Here is a 16,146-nt window from a genome sequence, read left to right as displayed (position 1 = left end):
GTCCTGGATGACGTCCTGGTCCTGGACCCCCTGGCTGCTGGCCGCCATGCTCTTCTTCTGGGGCGTGGGCGGCTACAACCGCATGATGCGGCTGCGCAACGCCATCGGCACCGCCTACGGCCAACTGGACGGCCTGCTGACGCAGCGTGCCCAGCTCTGCGCCCGGCTGCTGGAGCAGCTGCGGCCCCTGCTGCAGAACGAGCAGGCCACCTTCGACGCTCTGGAGAACGCCCAGGGCGAGGCCCAGTCCGCCGCCAATGCCGTGCGTGCCAAGCCCTATGCGGCGGACCCGGTGGCCGCCCTGGCCGTGGCGGCGGCCGTGCATGCGGCGGCGCTGACGCGGCTGATGTCGCTCGTGGAGCACCATGGCGCGTTGGCCGAGCATCCGGAGGTCTTCGCCCTGGTGGACGAGTTGAAGATGGTGGAGCGCCAGCGCGCCTTCGCCCGGCAGGTCTTCAACCAGGCCGTGGGCGTCTACAACGAGGCGGTGCAGCAGTTCCCCACGCGGCTGCTGGCCAGCTTCTTCGGCTTTGGCGAGGCGCGCTCGCTGTGATCAGCCTGCCGGGCTGATCAGCTGCACTCGATCACGCCCGAGCTCACCAGCTCCTGGAACAGCGCCATCAAGGCCTGGCCGCGCATGGTGTAAGGGTTGAGGCGGGTGCTCTCGCAGTACTTGAGCACCAGGGCCGGGTTGAGCCGGTGCAGGTTGACCTGGCCCATGCTCCAGCCGGCGAAGCGGCGCTCGTCGATCTCTTCATAGCTCAGCAGGATCACGTCGTGGTGGCGCGGGTCCTGCACGATGGCTTTGTAGCGCGCGTTGACGGCATCGCGGCCGCCCTCCAGCACCTGGATGAAGACGCCGTCGCTGAGGCACAGCAAGCCGGTGATGCCCTCGGCCGGGTTGTGTTCGCGGGACTGCTTGAGGATGGCCGCCAGCTGGGCTTCCTTGGTGCCTTCGGCGGCACGGCTGGCGTAGAGAAGACGGACGAGCATGGCTGGCTCCTGGGAAAGTGCTTACTTCTTGCTGAGCAGGGAGAGGAACTCGCGGCGCAGATTGGGGTCCTTGAGGAAGGCGCCGCGCATCACACTGTTGGTCATCATGGACTCGCTGTCCTTGACGCCGCGCCAATGCATGCAGAAATGGTCGGCCTCCATCACGATGCCCAGGCCGTCCGGCTGCACACGCTCCTGCAGCTCGTTGGCCAGCATGGTCACGGCCTCTTCCTGGATCTGGGGGCGGCTCATGATCCAGTCGGTGAGCCGCGCGTACTTGGACAGACCGATCAGGTTGGAGTGCTCATTGGGCAGCAGGCCGATCCACACCCGGCCGACGATGGGGCACAGGTGGTGCGAGCAGGCCGAGCGCACGGTGATGGGTCCCACGATCATCAGCTCGTTGAGCCGGGTGACGTTGGGGAACTCGGTGACGTCCGGGGCCTGGACGTAGCGCCCCTTGAAGACCTCGCGCACGAACATCTTGGCCACGCGCTTGGCGGTCTCCTGGGTGTTGTGGTCGCTGTCGGTGTCGATCACCAGGGCGCGGAGCACGCCCTGCAGCTGCCGCTGGACTTCGGCCTGGATCTCGTCGAGCTCGCCGTCCTCGATGAAGTCGGCAATATTGTCATTGGCATGGTGGCGGCAGTCGGCGGCCAGCAGCCGGTAGCGCACGCGCTCCGAGGCGGGCAGGGCGGCCAGCTCGTCGGCGCTGAGGGCGGGAAGGGGGGCGGTCTTGCCGGGCATGGGGATCTCTCGCTGCTTTTCCTGCGCGGATTGTGGCCTTTTTGGATCGATCCGGTGCGCTGGGTCCGGACTTGGCCCCAGGCCACGACCGGGCAAGCCTCTGCGCGCTTCACGCCGGTCTAAGCCTGGCCGCAGCCCCGCACTTACACTGCCCGGGTGTCAGAAACCTCCTCTTCCCCTGCTGCCGGCATCCCCCTGCAGCGCCTCCTGCAGCAGACGGCGGACGCCGTCCAGGCCGTGCGCCAGGGGCGTTCGCTCACTGATGTGCTGGCCCGCTGCCCGCGCGAGCTGCGCCCCGGCACCCAGGCCCTGAGCTTCCTGGTGCTGCGCCAACTGGGGGCGGCCCAGGCCCTACGCCGCCAGCTGGCGCCCAAGGCGCCGCCGCCCAAGGTCGAGAACCTGCTGCTGTGCGCCCTGGCCCTGCTGTGGCCCAGTGACGATCCGCCCTACGCCGCGCACACCGTGGTCGATCAGACTGTGCGCGCTGTGCGCCAGCGCGCAGCGCCCAGCGCGGGCTTCGTCAATGCGGTGCTGCGCCGCTTCCTGCGCGAGCGCGAGGCCCTGGTCCAGGGCCTGCAGCGCGACCCGGTGGCCCACCACAACCATCCGCAGTGGTGGATAGACCGCGTCCGCCAGGACTGGCCCCAGCACTGGCAGGGCATCCTCGCCGCCAACAACAGTCGCCCGCCCATGACCCTGCGCGTCAATGCCCGCCAGGGCAGTGCCACGGCCTATCAGGCGCGGCTGGCGGCGCAGGGCATGGCTTCGCGCCTGCCGGGCGAGCGCCTGCCCCAGGCCCTGCTGCTGGAGCGGCCCCAGCCCGTGGCTGCCCTGCCGGGCTTCGAGCAGGGCGCCGTCTCGGTCCAGGACGCCGCCGCCCAGATAGCCGCCCCGCTGACCGTGGCCGCGCTGACCGTGGCCGCGCTGCGGGGGCGCGGCGCAGAGGGGCAAGATCTGACCCTGCCCGCCCTGCCGCCCGGCGCCCGGGTGCTGGACGCCTGCTCGGCCCCCGGGGGCAAGACCGCGCACCTGCTGGAGCTGCAATCGCTGGACCTCCTGGCTCTGGACGCCGATCCCGAGCGTCTGTCCCGCGTCGAGGACAACCTGCGCCGCCTCCAGCTGCAGGCCCAGACCCGCGCCGTGGACGCCCGCCAGACCGCTCAGTGGTGGGACGGCCGCCCCTTTGACGCCATCTTGCTGGACGCCCCCTGCAGCGCCTCCGGCATCGTGCGCCGCCACCCGGACGTGCGCTGGCTGCGCCGCCCCGAAGACATCCCCCAGCTGGCCCGCATCCAGGCCGAGCTGCTGGACGCCCTGTGGCCCCTGCTCAAGCCCGGTGGTCGCTTGGTCTATGCCACCTGCTCGCTCTTCAAGGCCGAGGGGCAGGACCAGGTCGACGCATTTTTGCAACGCCAGCCGGACGCCGAAGCCGCGGAGTGCGCAGGGCTCACGGGCCATCTGCTGCCCGTGCCTGACAATGGCTCCCGAGACGCGGCCGGGCAGGCCGTCCCGCTGGACGGCTTCTTCTATGCCCTGCTCCTGAAATCGCCTGCATCCACCCGCTGATGGTTTTCGCCCCCCTGGCGCACGAGGCGCCATGTCTGCTGCGCTGTGCCTGGTCCTTCAAGGGCCCGGGCTGCGCCGTGGCCTGGAGGCAGCGGGCGCTGCGCTGGGCCTGGAGCCTGCTGATGGTGCTGACCCTGGTGCTGGGGGCGGTGCCCGTAGCGCGGGCGGAGGGCATCCACCTGAGCGACCTGCGCACCGAGCGCACCGACGAAGGCCTGCTGCTGAGCTTCAGCGCCCGCTTCGAGCTGACCAAGCCGGTCGAGGAAGCCCTGCTCAAGGGTCTGCCGGTCTATTTCCAGGCCGAAGTCAATGTGATGCGCAGCCGCTGGTACTGGCGCGATGCCCGGGCTGCCCGTGGCGTGCGCAGCTGGCGCCTGGTCTGGCAGCCCCTGACCCGACAGTACCGGGTGACCACCGAAGGCCTGCACCAGAACTTCGACAGCCTGCCCGAGGCCCTGGCTTTCATGCGCGGAGTCTCCGGCTGGCGTATCGCCGAGCCTCGTGACATCGATGAGGACGGCAAGTACTACCTCGAGTTCAGCTACAAGCTGGACACCTCCCAACTGCCCCGCCCCATGCAGATCGGCCTGGGCGCGCCCCAGGGCTGGGGCCTGAGCGTGGAGCACAAGCTCAATCTCGCGCCTGACTTCAGCGGCCGGCTGCAGCCATGAGCGCCGCCCGGCCGCCCGAAGGGGCTCATTCCCGCCTGGCGGGACAGCACGCAGTGCGAAGGGTGCGCACGGTGATCGCCGCCCGGCCGCCCGAAGGGGCTCATTCCCGCCTGGCGGGACAGCACGCAGTGCGAAGGGTGCGCGCGGTGATCGCCGCCCGGCCGCCCGAAGGGGCTCATTCCCGCCTGGCGGGACAGCACGCAGTGCGAAGGGTGCTCCAATGAGCCGTGTGAGGCGCTGGGCCTGGCTGGTCTCGCTCCTGGCGGTTGCCGGGGCGGCGGGCCTGCTGGCCTTCCTGCTGTCCATCGGCGCTACAGCCGAGCGCGGTTTCTTCGAGCGGCACTACGGCTGGCTGTTCTGGCTCAACGTGGGTGTGGCCCTGGTGCTGGCCACCGTGATCATCAGCGCCGGCGTGCGCCTGGTGCTGCGCGTGCGGCGCGGCAAGTTTGGCAGCCGCCTGCTGCTCAAGCTGGCCGGCATCTTCGCCCTGGTGGGCGTGGTGCCCGGCGTGCTGATCTACACCGTGTCCTACCAGTTCGTGAACCGCTCCATCGAGAGCTGGTTCGACGTGCGCCTGGCCAGCGCGCTGGAGGCCGGGCTGAAGCTGGGCCAGGGCACGCTGGACGGCTTGGTCAACGAGCTGGGCAGCAAGACCAAGAGTGCCGCCGAGCGCCTGGGCGAACAGGGCGGCAGCACGCCGATGACGCTTGCCCTGGAGCGGCTGCGCGACCAGCTCTCGGCTCGCTCCGTGAGCCTGCTGGGCGCCAATGGTCAGCCCCTGTTCGTGGTGGGCGGCGCCGAGAATCCGGCCCTCACCCTCAGCCGCACCAGCAGCAACCTGCTGCGCGATGCCCGGCGCCAGGGCGTGATCAGCAAGATCGAGGGCCTGGAGGACGAGTCCAAGGCCCTGGAGGGCCAGGCCCGCATCCGCGCCCTGGCCGTGGTGCCCAGCAACGACTTCAGCCTGGGGGCCAGCGACCGCTACCTGATGGTGGTGCAGGGCCTGCCGGGCTCGGTGCTGGCCAATGCCCTGGCCGTGCAGAACGCCAACCTCGAGTACCAGCAGCGTTCCCTGGAGCGCGACGGCATGCGCCAGATGTACCTCGGCACCCTGACTCTGGTGCTGATCCTGGCCGTGTTCGCGGCCCTGCTGCTGGCCGTGACCCTGGGCGATCAGCTCGCCCAGCCCCTGCTGCTGCTGGCCGACGGCATGCGCCAGGTGGCCCAGGGCGACCTCACCGCCAAGCCCACCATCGCCTCGCGCGACGAGCTGGGCGGCCTGACCCGCAGCTTCGCCGACATGACCCAGCAGTTGGCCGACGCTCGCCACATGGTCGAGCAGAGCGTAACCCAGCTGGAGAGCGCCCGCACCCATCTGCAGACCATCCTGGACAACCTCACTGCCGGCGTGATCGGCTTCGATGCCCGCGGCGGCATGGACACCATCAACCCCGGCGCCACCCGCATCCTGCGCCTGCCCCTGTCGGCCTACCAGGGCCAGCGCATGGAGGCCGTGCCCGAGCTGCAGGACTTCGCGGCGGAGGTGGCGCAGCGCTTCGCTAGCAGCATGGACAACGACGGCACCTGGCAGGACAGCTTCGAGCTCAAGCTGCCCGGCAAGGAGGAGGCCCTCACACTGCTCGTGCGCGGCGCCAGCCTGCCCGAGGGCGAGCGCCTGATCGTGTTCGACGACATCTCCGAGGTGGTCTCCGCCCAGCGCTCTGCCGCGTGGAGCGAGGTCGCGCGGCGTCTGGCCCATGAGATCAAGAACCCGTTGACGCCAATCCAGCTCTCCGCCGAGCGCCTGCAGCACAAGCTCGAGGCCAAGCTGGAGGGGGCGGACCAGGCCATGCTGGTGCGCTCGGTGGGCACCATCGTCAATCAGGTGCAGGCCATGAAGCAGCTGGTCAACGAGTTCCGCGACTACGCCCGCCTGCCCGCCGCCCAGCTCAAGCCCCTGGACCTCAACGCCCTGGTGGGCGAGGTGCTGATGCTCTACGTCTCGGCCCAGGAAGCCGGCCGCCTGCATGCCGAGCTGAGCCATGAGCTGCCCCTCATCGTGGGCGACGCCACCCAGCTGCGCCAGGTCATCCACAACCTCGTGCAGAACGCCCTGGACGCAGTTGCTGATCGAGAGCAAGGGCATGTGCGGGTACGCACGCTCAAATCCGTCGGCGACACTGGCGAACTGCGTGGCTTGCGCCTCGTGATCTCGGACAACGGCCCCGGCTTTGCGGAGAAGGTGCTCAAGAGAGCCTTCGAACCCTACGTGACCACCAAGTCCAAGGGCACGGGCCTGGGGCTTGCCGTGGTCAAGAAGATCGCCGATGAACACGGGGCGCGGATCCGCCTCAGCAATCTGCATCCCGAGGGCGACGAGTCCCTGCCGCCGAATGGCGCGCAAGTTTCGTTATCATTTTCAAAACTCGCGACTGCACCGAGCCCGGCCGAGCCGAGCGACGCTCCCGGGGCCGCGTGAACAGTAGGCATACATGGCAACCATTCTTGTTGTTGACGACGAACTGGGCATCCGCGCCCTGTTGTCTGAAATCCTGACCGACGAAGGTCACACCATCGAACTGGCCGAGAACGCCGGCCAGGCGCGCGCCGTCCGCGAGCGCATGCGGCCCGACCTCGTGCTGCTGGACATCTGGATGCCCGACGTCGATGGCGTCACCCTGCTCAAAGAGTGGGGCAGCAGCGGCCAGCTGACCATGCCCGTGATCATGATGAGCGGCCACGGCACCATCGACACCGCGGTGGAGGCCACCAAGTTCGGCGCCATCGCCTTCCTTGAAAAGCCCATCACCTTGCAGAAGCTGCTGCGCGCCGTGGAGCAGGCCCTGGTGAAGACCGCCCCGCGCCCCGCCGCGCCGCCGCCCGGCATGCCCAGCTATGCCACGAGGCCTGAGCTGCCCATGCACGCGCACGGGGCCGTGATGAGCCATGGCGTCCACAGTGCCGCCCCGGCTATCGCCCCCGTGCAGGCACTGGCTTCCGAGCAACTGTTCGAGCTGGACCGCCCCCTGCGCGAGGCCCGCGACGCCTTCGAGAAGAGCTACTTCGAGTTCCACCTAGCCAAGGAGAACGGCTCCATGACCCGCGTGGCTGAAAAGACCGGCCTGGAACGCACCCACCTGTACCGCAAGCTGAAGCAGCTGGGCGTCGATCTTTCAAGAAACAAGCGCAACAGCCAAATTTAGTGTTATAGTCATGGTCTTCGCTGATCACGGCGTCGCAAGACGAAGCGGTTGGTGAGGCAAAGATGGCCAAGTAGCTCAGTTGGTAGAGCAGCGGATTGAAAATCCGCGTGTCGGTGGTTCGATTCCGCCCTTGGCCACCAAGATAAAAACTCCAAGCGCCGCTTAGCGTTTTGGGGTGCAAGAAGCCCGGCATGACCGGGCTTTTTTTCGTTCGCGAGAAACCTCAGTCCGCATGTCGCCGGGCGATTTCCGGTGTGCGCTTTGCGCGCCAAGCGAGTTCGATGCCCCCTGGTGCGCTGACAGCTGCGTAACATTCTGTTCGCTGCATGCGCTGCACAAGGGGGTAAAAGAAGGGAACGCTATGCCAATCGTAGTGGCGATTCGAACGTGATCGCGTTCGAATCAGTCGACTCGTCTATCAAAGTGCAATTCCGTGACCGTACGGTGTACCTGTGCACGGCCCAAAGCGCGGGAGCGCAAAACGTGGAGGAAATGAAGCGCTTGGCTCAGCAGGGGCGCGGGTTGAACAGCTTCATCAATCGGCGAGTGAAGAAGGCGTACGCGTCAAAGACGCGCTAGGGTGCACCATGGAAACATTGCCAGTACACCTCTTCAAGAGCAGCTTCGGTCCCTTTCTGGAAGAGCTGAACGCGCACGGTGTGCGCTACCAGATGCGCGCTGTGCGATCAGGTGTTCCCATGGCCTCAGGCGAGGCGCTAGAGATCGTCAAGGTCCTTGGCTCCGCGACCTTCTGGCCTGCGGTCGCAGCTGTAGTTGTTGCCTTCATCAACAAACGCAACGGGCGCAAGGTCATCATCACGACGCAAGACAAGACCGCCGTGCACGCCGAAGGGTTGTCCATGGTGGAACTGGAAAAGGTGTTGAAAGCGGCCGCGCACTTCACGGCGATCGACCCCAACCCTCCGGCCGGTTCTGGTCAGCGCCGCGACGACAAAGCTATGTAAGGAGCGGTTGCAGCCGGCCGCCAAAATCGACTAGCTGGGCAGCATCACTACAACTGCTACCGCCTGCGCCGCAGCATCGGTGGCCTGCCGCCCATCGCCAGACCCAGTTCGACAAGAAGCAACCTCTTGACGTTTCACAACTAAGCCGTGCATTCGAGTTCTCTTCGCCCAGGGTTTCTTCAGCCTTCCGCGAGGCTGCATGGCCTCGGGTAGTTCTCACTCCTACTTCTTGGGGGGGGGGGGGGCTATCCTCTTGCTCGCTGCTACATTGCCCAAGCCGGGCAATCTGAACCTGAACGGTGATGGATGCTTGGCAATAGGGAGAAGACTAAGTCTTCTATGGGAAGCCATTAGATATTTTTATACTATGCAAGAAATTTTTGATGTGCAATTGCTGGAAGTAATTTCCGGGGGGGATCGTTGGGGAGATACACCCGAAGGACGATCGACGGCGAATGGAGGAAGTCCTGATAAGCAAGGGCCCCATGAAATCTGCAAAGATCTCGGGTTCCGAATTGACGGACATGAGGTTGAAATCTGCATCGTTTCGAAAACAACAAAATGAGGGTTGCGATGATTGAATTGAAGTGCGATGAATTGGTCCATATTTCGGGCGGCGATCGATGGGGAGATGGACATGATGAGAAAAATCATGAAGACCCCAATCTTCTTGGCCGTGCGTGCACTCCCGTAAAAGACCCCGCCCTGGGTGAGGGATGGGAAATCTGTGTGGTGACGCGCTACAAGATCCCCATGTAAACTAAGGCGCCCTTCCGCTTTATGGAAGGGCGTTGCTTATGATGAAACTAATTGCATTTTGCCTGCTGTGGCTGGCCTCCTTTAGTTCGCAGGCATTCGAGTCTGGCTCCATAACGAGAGTGTCTGATGCCGTGTTGCGGATTGAGGGGGTTCTTACGCCGGCTGTTTCTAGGCGGTTTTATGAATTAATTGATGATAAGGTAAAGTTGATTCAGATTTCAAGTGAGGGTGGGGTTACTGAGTCTGGGCTGGAAATTGCGGAAGAGATTCAGCGTCGATCGCTTGATATCGAGATTGAGGATTTTTGTGCTTCCAGCTGCGCGAATTATCTGTTCATAGCTGGAAATAGAAAGTTTATTAAATCTGGGGCGATTATTGGATGGCATGGCGGCCATTCGTTCACGCCATTTAGACCAGGTTTGGACTCTCAGGTGCGACTTGAGGAAAAGAAGATAATACTGCAGCGCGAGCAGCTTTTGTATGCTAAGGCCGGAGTTTCTGTTGACTTGATTGTGTATTCTGGAATACTCACTGTTGGAGCACTAAAGGAAGGGCTGGTTCGCAGAGACTACACTCTATGGTGCCCTTCAGTTGCAGAGTTGGAACGGCTCGGTGTAAAGAATATAGTGTCGAGCGGGAGTTGGGGGGGTTCAAGAGAAATTGAGGAGAGGTTGAATGCTTTGGGATATCTTGGGCAGTCCGTTTATGTTGGCAAAGCCTATTCATACATTCCTGAGGCGTTTTTGATTGAAAAGAGATAGGCGCTCGGAAAAGTGGGATATCCGGTTTGATATGGTGGGGAGGACAGGAGGGTCTTCATTTGTGAGCGACGGTTCGGTCGGTTCGCATGGTGCGTCGAAACTATGCCTTTGTCACAAATCATGAAATTTCGTTCCGGCGAGGAACTCAAGTGAAGCTGTTCGGGCCTAAGTTCTGCGGTTCGGTCAATAAAGGGAACAGGCGCCTCGTAACTCGTTGAGAATATTTGGGCTTTCAGCGGAGCTCGCCAGGCTAGAAGTTCAGTCGTAATGAACTTCTGCTGCATGTGCGAAGCTGACAATAAGATCTTCTCGGTGAGGCTCAGCTTTTCACGCCGAGGATGAGTTCGGGTCTATAGGTAATAACGTCGCGCCCTTTGCCGACGGGGTAAAGACGTGAGTCCAGAGCGCGCTGAGCAAATTGCTTCCACGATCTATGCGGAGGCAAAGCCGGTTTTGCAGATTTCTGGGATTGGTGGCCGGCTCTGGAGACGAAGCGTGCCGACTACGGATGCGCGCTACGGACCGTGGCTGCGGGCTCGGTACACCGTCCTAGATCAAGAGGTCTGGAATGAACGGGTGCCTTGCCTCTATCTTGTCGGGGGCGCCGAAGACAGTCGAATTCGATATGCAGGCATCTCACGCAACCGCATGCGTGACAGGTGGCGCGAGTCTCCAGCGGTTGATCATGAGACCGGGGCGAAGATTGCAAACCAGCTGTTCCATAGTCAGTGCTGGAAACGCATCCAGATGGAGCATGCACTGACAGGGCATGCCGAGTACATTGTGAAGTGCATTAACGGCCACGCATTACGGACCGTGATTGAGCGCATCGGCCCTCCTGTGTCTGGCTTTGCTGCCCTGGGGGCAGACGCCGAAGGTATCGCGGCAAGCGTGGAACGTTGGCTGTGCAATCACAGTAGCGAGCGCCTCGTCTCCTGGAACGTGGCAATGACAGCAAAGCTGCGCCCTGCAAAGGGCAAGGTGAGCTAGCAAGAAGTGACCGAGGCAGGGAGGGCAGGGCGCCAGTGCATCGGGTCTTACCTGATCGGTGCTCCACTCGGATCCCGCCCAAAAGTAAGAGGGTGGGTAGACCGAACTTGAAGGTTCGGGTGCCAAGTTCGGTGCTCGGTAGACGTATTGCCTTGTCAGGCATGAGGAAAACGCCCATCGCCATAGTGGCTGCCGAGGCAAGGGGTTCGGTTCAGAGTTCGGTCGTTCGGTCGACACTCGGTTCGGCAGTACCGTAACTCGTTGACGATGCTAAAGATTTCAGCGGAGCTCGCCTGACCGTTCCTTGTGTTGAAAATCCGCGTGTCGGTGGTTCGATTCCGCCCTTGGCCACCAGAATTCGCGAAAGCCCGATCAGTGATGGTCGGGCTTTTTGCTTTCCAGGGCCTGATCCCTGCTCCGTCTGGACCTGCTGTGTCCTCGCGCAAGGCTTCAGGTCCCGCTGACCTGCCACGGTTGGGCAAAGGCTGAGGCGCGCGTTTCGCTGTCGCCGAGCGCCATGTTCGTCAATGCCGACACAGGCGCGAACGAGCACTCACCATTGGAAGCTGTCGCACAATGCTCTAGCGCCGCTGCCTTGCGCGGAGCATCCGTTGAGGCCACAGATGCAAACTTGGTATCGCGTAACCGTCCGCCTTGAGTCGATCGGCGCAGAAGCCAGGACGCTTTACAGCCGAGGCAGAGACGGTGGCATCGAACACTGGTTCGAAGGAGGCTTGCGGCATGAGCTGTTTTTGCGCCCCGGTGGCGAGAGCGAAACGATAGAGCTTCGACCAGGTGAGCCTGTTTCGCTATCGGCACTGATTCAGTGTCTTTGTGGCCTGACCATCGCCGAAGGCACGAAATGGCTCTCCCATGAAAGCAATCGAGGCACCGTTGCTTGTGGTGAAGTGGTGGCTGTGCACGAGGCGTGGATTGAGGGTCAAAGCCCAGATCTGCCATCAGATGCCAATTGGGCTGGACATCTCCTCTTCTGACGTTCTGTAAGGATGAATCCGCGTGTCGGTGGTTCGATTCCGCCCTTGGCCACCAGAATTCATGAGTGCTGACAAGCACTTGCAGAGAGCCCCGCGCAGCTAGACTGTCCGGGGCTTTTCTACAATTCGCACTGACATCTACAAACACAGTCGAAGATTCCTGGGGAGGGCTTTGAACATGTTCTCGGCCCTGCGCGCAGGCGTGACTGCGCCGCCAGCGCCCACTTCTTCAAGGCATCTGCAGGGGCGACCAGACGGTCCGTGCGATCAGATTGATCGCATGATCGGCGGGAATGAAGGCGCCCAGGCTGCAGCCCCGGCCTCAGCGGTCGCCAGCCGGCGGGACCGCCCGGGTGACGATCTCCTGCCGCTTGTACTGCGCCAGGCCCTGCCAGGCGCTGCCCGTCAGGCTGACCAGGATCAGCAGGGCAAAGGCCTGCAGCTTGGTGATGCGCGGCAGCTGCCAGATCGGAACGACGGCGTGGTTCCAGCAGACCTGGAACGCCCAGCAGGCGATATACCCGACCAGCACCACCAGCACGGCAGGCCCGAAGCCCAGGGCCGCCTGGCTCCATTCGATGTCCATGGTTTCCTCCTCCCCGCTGTCTTGGCATCCCTTGTGCGCGCCCGCGTTCCGGATCAGGCGCGGGCCGCCATCTTGAAAACATGCGGCGGGGAGTGTGCCATGGGGAGGCTGCACCGGCGCCATCCCCTAAAATCGGGGATCTGACAGCCCCATGTCAGCGCCAGCGCCCACATTGCGGCGCGCGCCTTCATGCACGAACCGGGGCACGAACCGGGGCACGCAGCGGTCCGAGCGGTCGCCCCGCAAGGGCTGGGCAAGTCCTTGTCAGAGGCAGTTACACAGGGTAGCCAGGGCGTCAACGTAACGCCAAGTTGGGGATCTTCATGGACGTGACCGCGCAGCGGCACCACGCCTTTGCCGGGCCACCCGGCCTGCTGTTTCTGGCACGCCTGTGCTGTGTGGCCCTGGGCTACTACCTAACCGCCCGCATGGGTCTGCAGATCCCTTATGTGGGCACGCATGTCTCCCTGTTCTGGCTGCCCACCGGCATTGCGGTGGCGGCCTACTACCGCTGGGGCGGCCGCATGGCCCTGGCCGTGCTGGCGGCAGCCTTCCTGGTCAATCTGGAGCTGGGTGGGCCGTTGTGGGCGGTCGCGGGCATTGCGCTGGGCAACACCTTGGGCCCCTTGTTGAGCAAGCAGGTGCTGACGCGTCTGGACTTCGACGCCACGCTGGGCCGCCGTCGCGACCTTGGCGTCTACCTGCTGGCCGTGGCGCTTGGCATGCTGGGGAGCGCCAGCAATGGCACGCTGTGTCTGCTGGGAAGCGGCCTGCTGGCGCCCGATCAGTGGCTCTCGGCCTGGACCACCTGGTGGACGGGCGACGCCGTGGGCGCGTTGCTGGGCGGCATCCCCCTGATCACGCTGAGCGCCAGCGCCCTGCGCCAGGGCTTCGCAGGACGCCGGGGTGTACTCAACCTGCTGCTGCTGGGCATGGTGCTGGGCTGCGGGCTGCTGAGCTTCACGCCCTGGGTCCCCCCGCATCCCGGCCTGGCCTTTCCCCTGCTGGCCCTGCCTCTGTTCCTGATGGCCCTGCTTGCGCTGCGGGGGGGCGTGATGGTGGCCTCGCTGGCGGTGCTGCTGCTGTCCGGCACGGCGGCCTGGGGCACGGCCAATGGCGCCGGCCCCTTCGCTTCGCAGGACGCTCACCTGGGCCTGCTGGCCTTGTGGAGCTACATCACGGCACAGGCCTGCACCAGCGTGCTGATCTGCGGTCTCGTGACCGAGCTTCTGGCCAGCCGGCGCCAGCAGCAGGCCCTGTTCCAGCATGCGCAGCAGGGCATTCTGATGGTCGAGCCCGATGGACGGCTGCGTGCCTTCAACCCGGCCGCGCGGCGCATCCTGGACCTGGACGCCAGCATCCAGCCCGGCCTCCCGCTGTCCGCCCTGCCGGCCGGTACGGGCACGCAACTGCAGGTCTGGCTGCAGGCCAACGGGGCGCTGCCCCAGGTGTCCCAGCAGCCCTACCTGAGCATCGTCACCTGCCAGGGGCGGCGCGTGGAGCTTGACGTTCAGACTGCCCGCTACCGCGATGCGCGCGGGCGCTGGCAGACACAGCTGATGCTGCGCGACGTCACCGAGCGCCGGCAGGCCGAGGAGGCGCTGCGCCAGAGCGAGCAGCGCATGCGCAGCATCGCCGACCGACTGCCCATGCGCGTGGGCTACGTGGACCGGGAGCAGCGCTTCCGCTTCATGAATCTGGCCTTCGAACGGGACTTTGGCCGCCCGCGCGCGGCGATGCTGGGCTGCACGATCCAGGAGGTGGTCGGCCCGGCGGCCCATGCGCAGGCCGCGAGCGCCATCCAGCGTGTGCTGGCCGGCGAGCCCGTCACCCTGGACGCCGAGAAGACCACGCAGGAGGGCTACCACTGCGAGCGTCTGACCTTCGTGCCGCAGTTCGGCGAGGATGGCCGCAGCGTGCTGGGCTTCGTGACCATGGTGGTCGATACCACGGCCCAGAAACTGGAGGAGCGCCGCCTGATCGAGCTGAGCCTGTCGGATCCGCTGACCGGCCTGCTGAACCGGGCCGGCTTTGATCAGCGCCTGCAGGAGGCATTGGGCCGGGCCGGCGCGCGCCCCAGCTGCATGGCCTTGCTGCTGCTGGACATCGATGGTTTCAAAGGTGTGAACGACCGCCTGGGCCATCCGGCAGGTGACCTGCTGCTGCGCGGTTTTGCCGGCCGCCTGGCCCGCACGCTGCGCAGTGCAGACATCCTCGCGCGGCCGGGGGGCGATGAGTTCGCGGTGATCGTCGAAGGGCTGCCGGACGAGGCCACCGCGGCGCGCATCGCCGGCAATCTTGTCGAGGCCATGCGTGCGCCCTTCGTGCTGGAGTCGCACGCCGTTTGCATCAGCACCAGCATCGGCGTGGCCGTGCATGGCGGCGAGCTGCCCGTGCAGGCCGGCGAGCTGCTCAAGCGGGCCGACCAGCGCCTCTATGCGGCCAAGGCCGCGGGGCGGGATCGCTACACCGCGCACTGAAAACTGCCGACGCCTGCATCAAGCTGTCATCCTGCGCTGCGATGCTTCCGGGCATTTCCCCGGAGTTACGCATGCAGAATTCACCCCGCATCCTTGGTCACCTGATGCCGCTGGCCGGCCTTCTCCTCGCTGCCCTGGCCGCCTGCGGCGGCAGTTCCTCGGAGCCCAAGGACTGGCCGCTGGCCTCCGCCGTGATCGCCCACCGCGGCGCTTCGGCCCTGCGCCCGGAGCACACGCTGGCGGCCTACCAGAAGGCCATCGACGACGGCGCGGACATCATCGAGCCCGACCTGGTGTCCACCAAGGACGGCGTGCTGGTGGCCCGGCACGAAAACGCCATTGCCATCCTCAACGCCGACGGCAGCGTCAAGGAAGCCACCAGCAATGTGGCCGACAAGCCCGAGTTCAAGGACAGGCTGCGGACCAAGAGCATTGATGGCGTCAGCATCCGCGGCTGGTTCACGGAGGACTTCACCCTGGCCGAGCTCAAGACCCTGCGGGCCCGCGAGCGCATCCCCGCCGTGCGCCCGGCCAACGCGGCCTACAACGACCAGTTCGAGATCCCGACGCTGCAGGAGGTGATCGACCTGGCCAAGGCCCAGACGGCCGCCAAGGGCCGCACCATCGGCATCATTCCCGAGACCAAGCACCCGTCCTACTTCCAGTCCATCGGCCTGCCCCTGGAGCCGGCCCTGCTGGCGGTGCTGGACAAGAACGGTTGGAACCACCGTGACGCGCCGGTGATCGTGCAGTCCTTCGAGGTGGCCAACCTCAAGGCCATCGCCCAGAAGAGCACGGTGCGCTTGGTGCAGTTGATCAACAGCAGTGGCCGGCCCTGGGACTTCGTCCTGGAAGGCGCCGCCAACACGCGCGGCTATGCCGACATGGTCACGGCCAGCGGTCTCAAGGAGATCGCGCGCTATGCCTATGCGGTGGGGCCGTACAAGGAATGGGTGATTCCCCAGACCCGCGATGCCAAGGGCGTGCCCACCGGCCTCGGGCAGGCCACCAGCTTTGCCCGCGATGCGCATGCGGCCGGGCTGAAGATCACCATCTGGACCCTGCGCCCCGAGAACGCCTTCCTGCCCGCCAGCCTGCAGGGCACGCCCGGCAGCGATGCGACGGCGCGCGGCAACAGCGTGGCCGAGATCCGGGCCTACCTGGACGCCGGCATTGACGGCTTCTTCACCGACGATTCGGCCGTGGGCCGGCAGGCGGTGCAGGGCTGGAAGCCGGCGAACTGAAGCGCGGGGGCTTGCGGAGCGCCGCGCCGCCGCCGTGGAAGGCGCGGTCACAACGCGTTAGTTGCGTGAGCATCGGTTCGGCGTCCCACAAAGCCGCTGCGTCAGGCGTCATGGATAAATCCAGATTAATACCTTTCTGGGATCGGTAATGGGCCATAACGACACAACTGGTTATTAAGTGGACTG

General features: G+C 65.0%; 14 protein-coding genes, 1 tRNA gene and 2 pseudogenes. 14 read left to right on the top strand and 3 right to left on the bottom strand.

Annotated features, from left to right (window positions below; all coding sequences use genetic code 11):
* The first annotated feature begins 7 nt into the window (after positions 1-7).
* The gene (locus H5407_RS05455; RefSeq protein WP_183103423.1) at positions 8-553 is read left to right on the top strand and encodes a LemA family protein; all 546 of its coding nucleotides are present in this window, start codon (positions 8-10) and stop codon (positions 551-553) included.
* Positions 554-570: 17 nt separating this feature from the next.
* Here the strand turns inward: H5407_RS05455 and H5407_RS05450 are convergent, their stop codons facing one another.
* Entirely contained in the window at positions 571-993 is a 423-nt protein-coding gene (locus H5407_RS05450) for a BLUF domain-containing protein (protein WP_183103422.1), read from the bottom strand.
* 21 nt (positions 994-1,014) lie between these two features.
* Positions 1,015-1,740 (bottom strand): GTP cyclohydrolase I, encoded by a 726-nt coding sequence (folE, locus tag H5407_RS05445; RefSeq protein ID WP_183103421.1) that lies wholly within the window; start codon positions 1,738-1,740, stop codon positions 1,015-1,017.
* 156 nt (positions 1,741-1,896) lie between these two features.
* Here folE and rsmB point away from each other — a divergent pair, with 156 nt between their 5' ends.
* The 11 genes and pseudogenes from rsmB to H5407_RS05395 all read left to right on the top strand — a co-directional run bounded on the left by rsmB (position 1,897) and on the right by H5407_RS05395 (position 11,650).
* Entirely contained in the window at positions 1,897-3,306 is a 1,410-nt protein-coding gene (rsmB, locus tag H5407_RS05440; protein ID WP_310737620.1) for a 16S rRNA (cytosine(967)-C(5))-methyltransferase RsmB, read from the top strand.
* Positions 3,306-3,977, top strand: coding sequence for a DUF4390 domain-containing protein (locus H5407_RS05435; RefSeq protein WP_255501086.1), 672 nt, complete (start codon positions 3,306-3,308; stop codon positions 3,975-3,977). The genes rsmB and H5407_RS05435 overlap by 1 nt, the downstream gene beginning before the upstream one ends.
* Positions 3,978-4,197: 220 nt before the next feature.
* Positions 4,198-6,456 (top strand): ATP-binding protein, encoded by a 2,259-nt coding sequence (locus H5407_RS05430; RefSeq protein WP_183103420.1) that lies wholly within the window; start codon positions 4,198-4,200, stop codon positions 6,454-6,456.
* A gap of 13 nt (positions 6,457-6,469) precedes the next feature.
* Positions 6,470-6,751, top strand: a pseudogene (locus H5407_RS24830) (response regulator); the annotation flags it as partial.
* 243 nt (positions 6,752-6,994) lie between these two features.
* A pseudogene (locus H5407_RS24825) lies at positions 6,995-7,180 on the top strand (helix-turn-helix domain-containing protein); the annotation flags it as partial.
* Positions 7,181-7,244: 64 nt separating this feature from the next.
* Positions 7,245-7,320, top strand: a tRNA-Phe gene (locus H5407_RS05420).
* Positions 7,321-7,767: 447 nt separating this feature from the next.
* Positions 7,768-8,145, top strand: coding sequence for an effector-associated constant component EACC1 (locus tag H5407_RS05415; RefSeq protein WP_183103418.1), 378 nt, complete (start codon positions 7,768-7,770; stop codon positions 8,143-8,145).
* Between the two features lie 573 nt (positions 8,146-8,718).
* On the top strand, positions 8,719-8,904 hold the full coding sequence (locus tag H5407_RS05410; RefSeq protein ID WP_183103417.1) for a hypothetical protein: 186 nt from the start codon (positions 8,719-8,721) through the stop codon (positions 8,902-8,904).
* Between the two features lie 38 nt (positions 8,905-8,942).
* The gene (locus tag H5407_RS05405; RefSeq protein ID WP_183103416.1) at positions 8,943-9,665 is read left to right on the top strand and encodes a hypothetical protein; all 723 of its coding nucleotides are present in this window, start codon (positions 8,943-8,945) and stop codon (positions 9,663-9,665) included.
* A gap of 393 nt (positions 9,666-10,058) precedes the next feature.
* A complete protein-coding gene (locus tag H5407_RS05400) occupies positions 10,059-10,655 on the top strand; it encodes a hypothetical protein (protein WP_310737619.1) in 597 nt (198 codons plus the stop codon).
* Between the two features lie 623 nt (positions 10,656-11,278).
* A complete protein-coding gene (locus tag H5407_RS05395) occupies positions 11,279-11,650 on the top strand; it encodes a hypothetical protein (protein ID WP_183103415.1) in 372 nt (123 codons plus the stop codon).
* Positions 11,651-11,972: 322 nt separating this feature from the next.
* Here the strand turns inward: H5407_RS05395 and H5407_RS05390 are convergent, their stop codons facing one another.
* Positions 11,973-12,236: a hypothetical protein gene (locus H5407_RS05390; RefSeq protein WP_183103414.1), complete on the bottom strand. Its 264-nt coding sequence runs from the start codon at positions 12,234-12,236 to the stop codon at positions 11,973-11,975.
* 323 nt (positions 12,237-12,559) lie between these two features.
* Between H5407_RS05390 and H5407_RS05385 the strand changes: the two genes are divergently transcribed.
* Both H5407_RS05385 and H5407_RS05380 read left to right on the top strand, forming a co-directional pair.
* Positions 12,560-14,716 carry a sensor domain-containing diguanylate cyclase gene (locus H5407_RS05385; RefSeq protein ID WP_183103413.1) on the top strand — a complete coding sequence of 719 codons (2,157 nt, stop codon included), beginning with the start codon at positions 12,560-12,562 and terminating at the stop codon, positions 14,714-14,716.
* A gap of 71 nt (positions 14,717-14,787) precedes the next feature.
* Positions 14,788-15,960, top strand: a complete 1,173-nt coding sequence (locus H5407_RS05380; protein ID WP_255501085.1) for a glycerophosphodiester phosphodiesterase — start codon at positions 14,788-14,790, stop codon at positions 15,958-15,960.
* Positions 15,961-16,146: the final 186 nt, after the last annotated feature.

The sequence above is a fragment of the Mitsuaria sp. WAJ17 genome, assembly GCF_014174515.1.
GTDB lineage: Bacteria > Pseudomonadota > Gammaproteobacteria > Burkholderiales > Burkholderiaceae_C > Roseateles_B.
The sequence above is the reverse complement of the archived record's forward strand: the minus strand, read 5'-3'. Positions and strand labels throughout refer to the sequence as shown.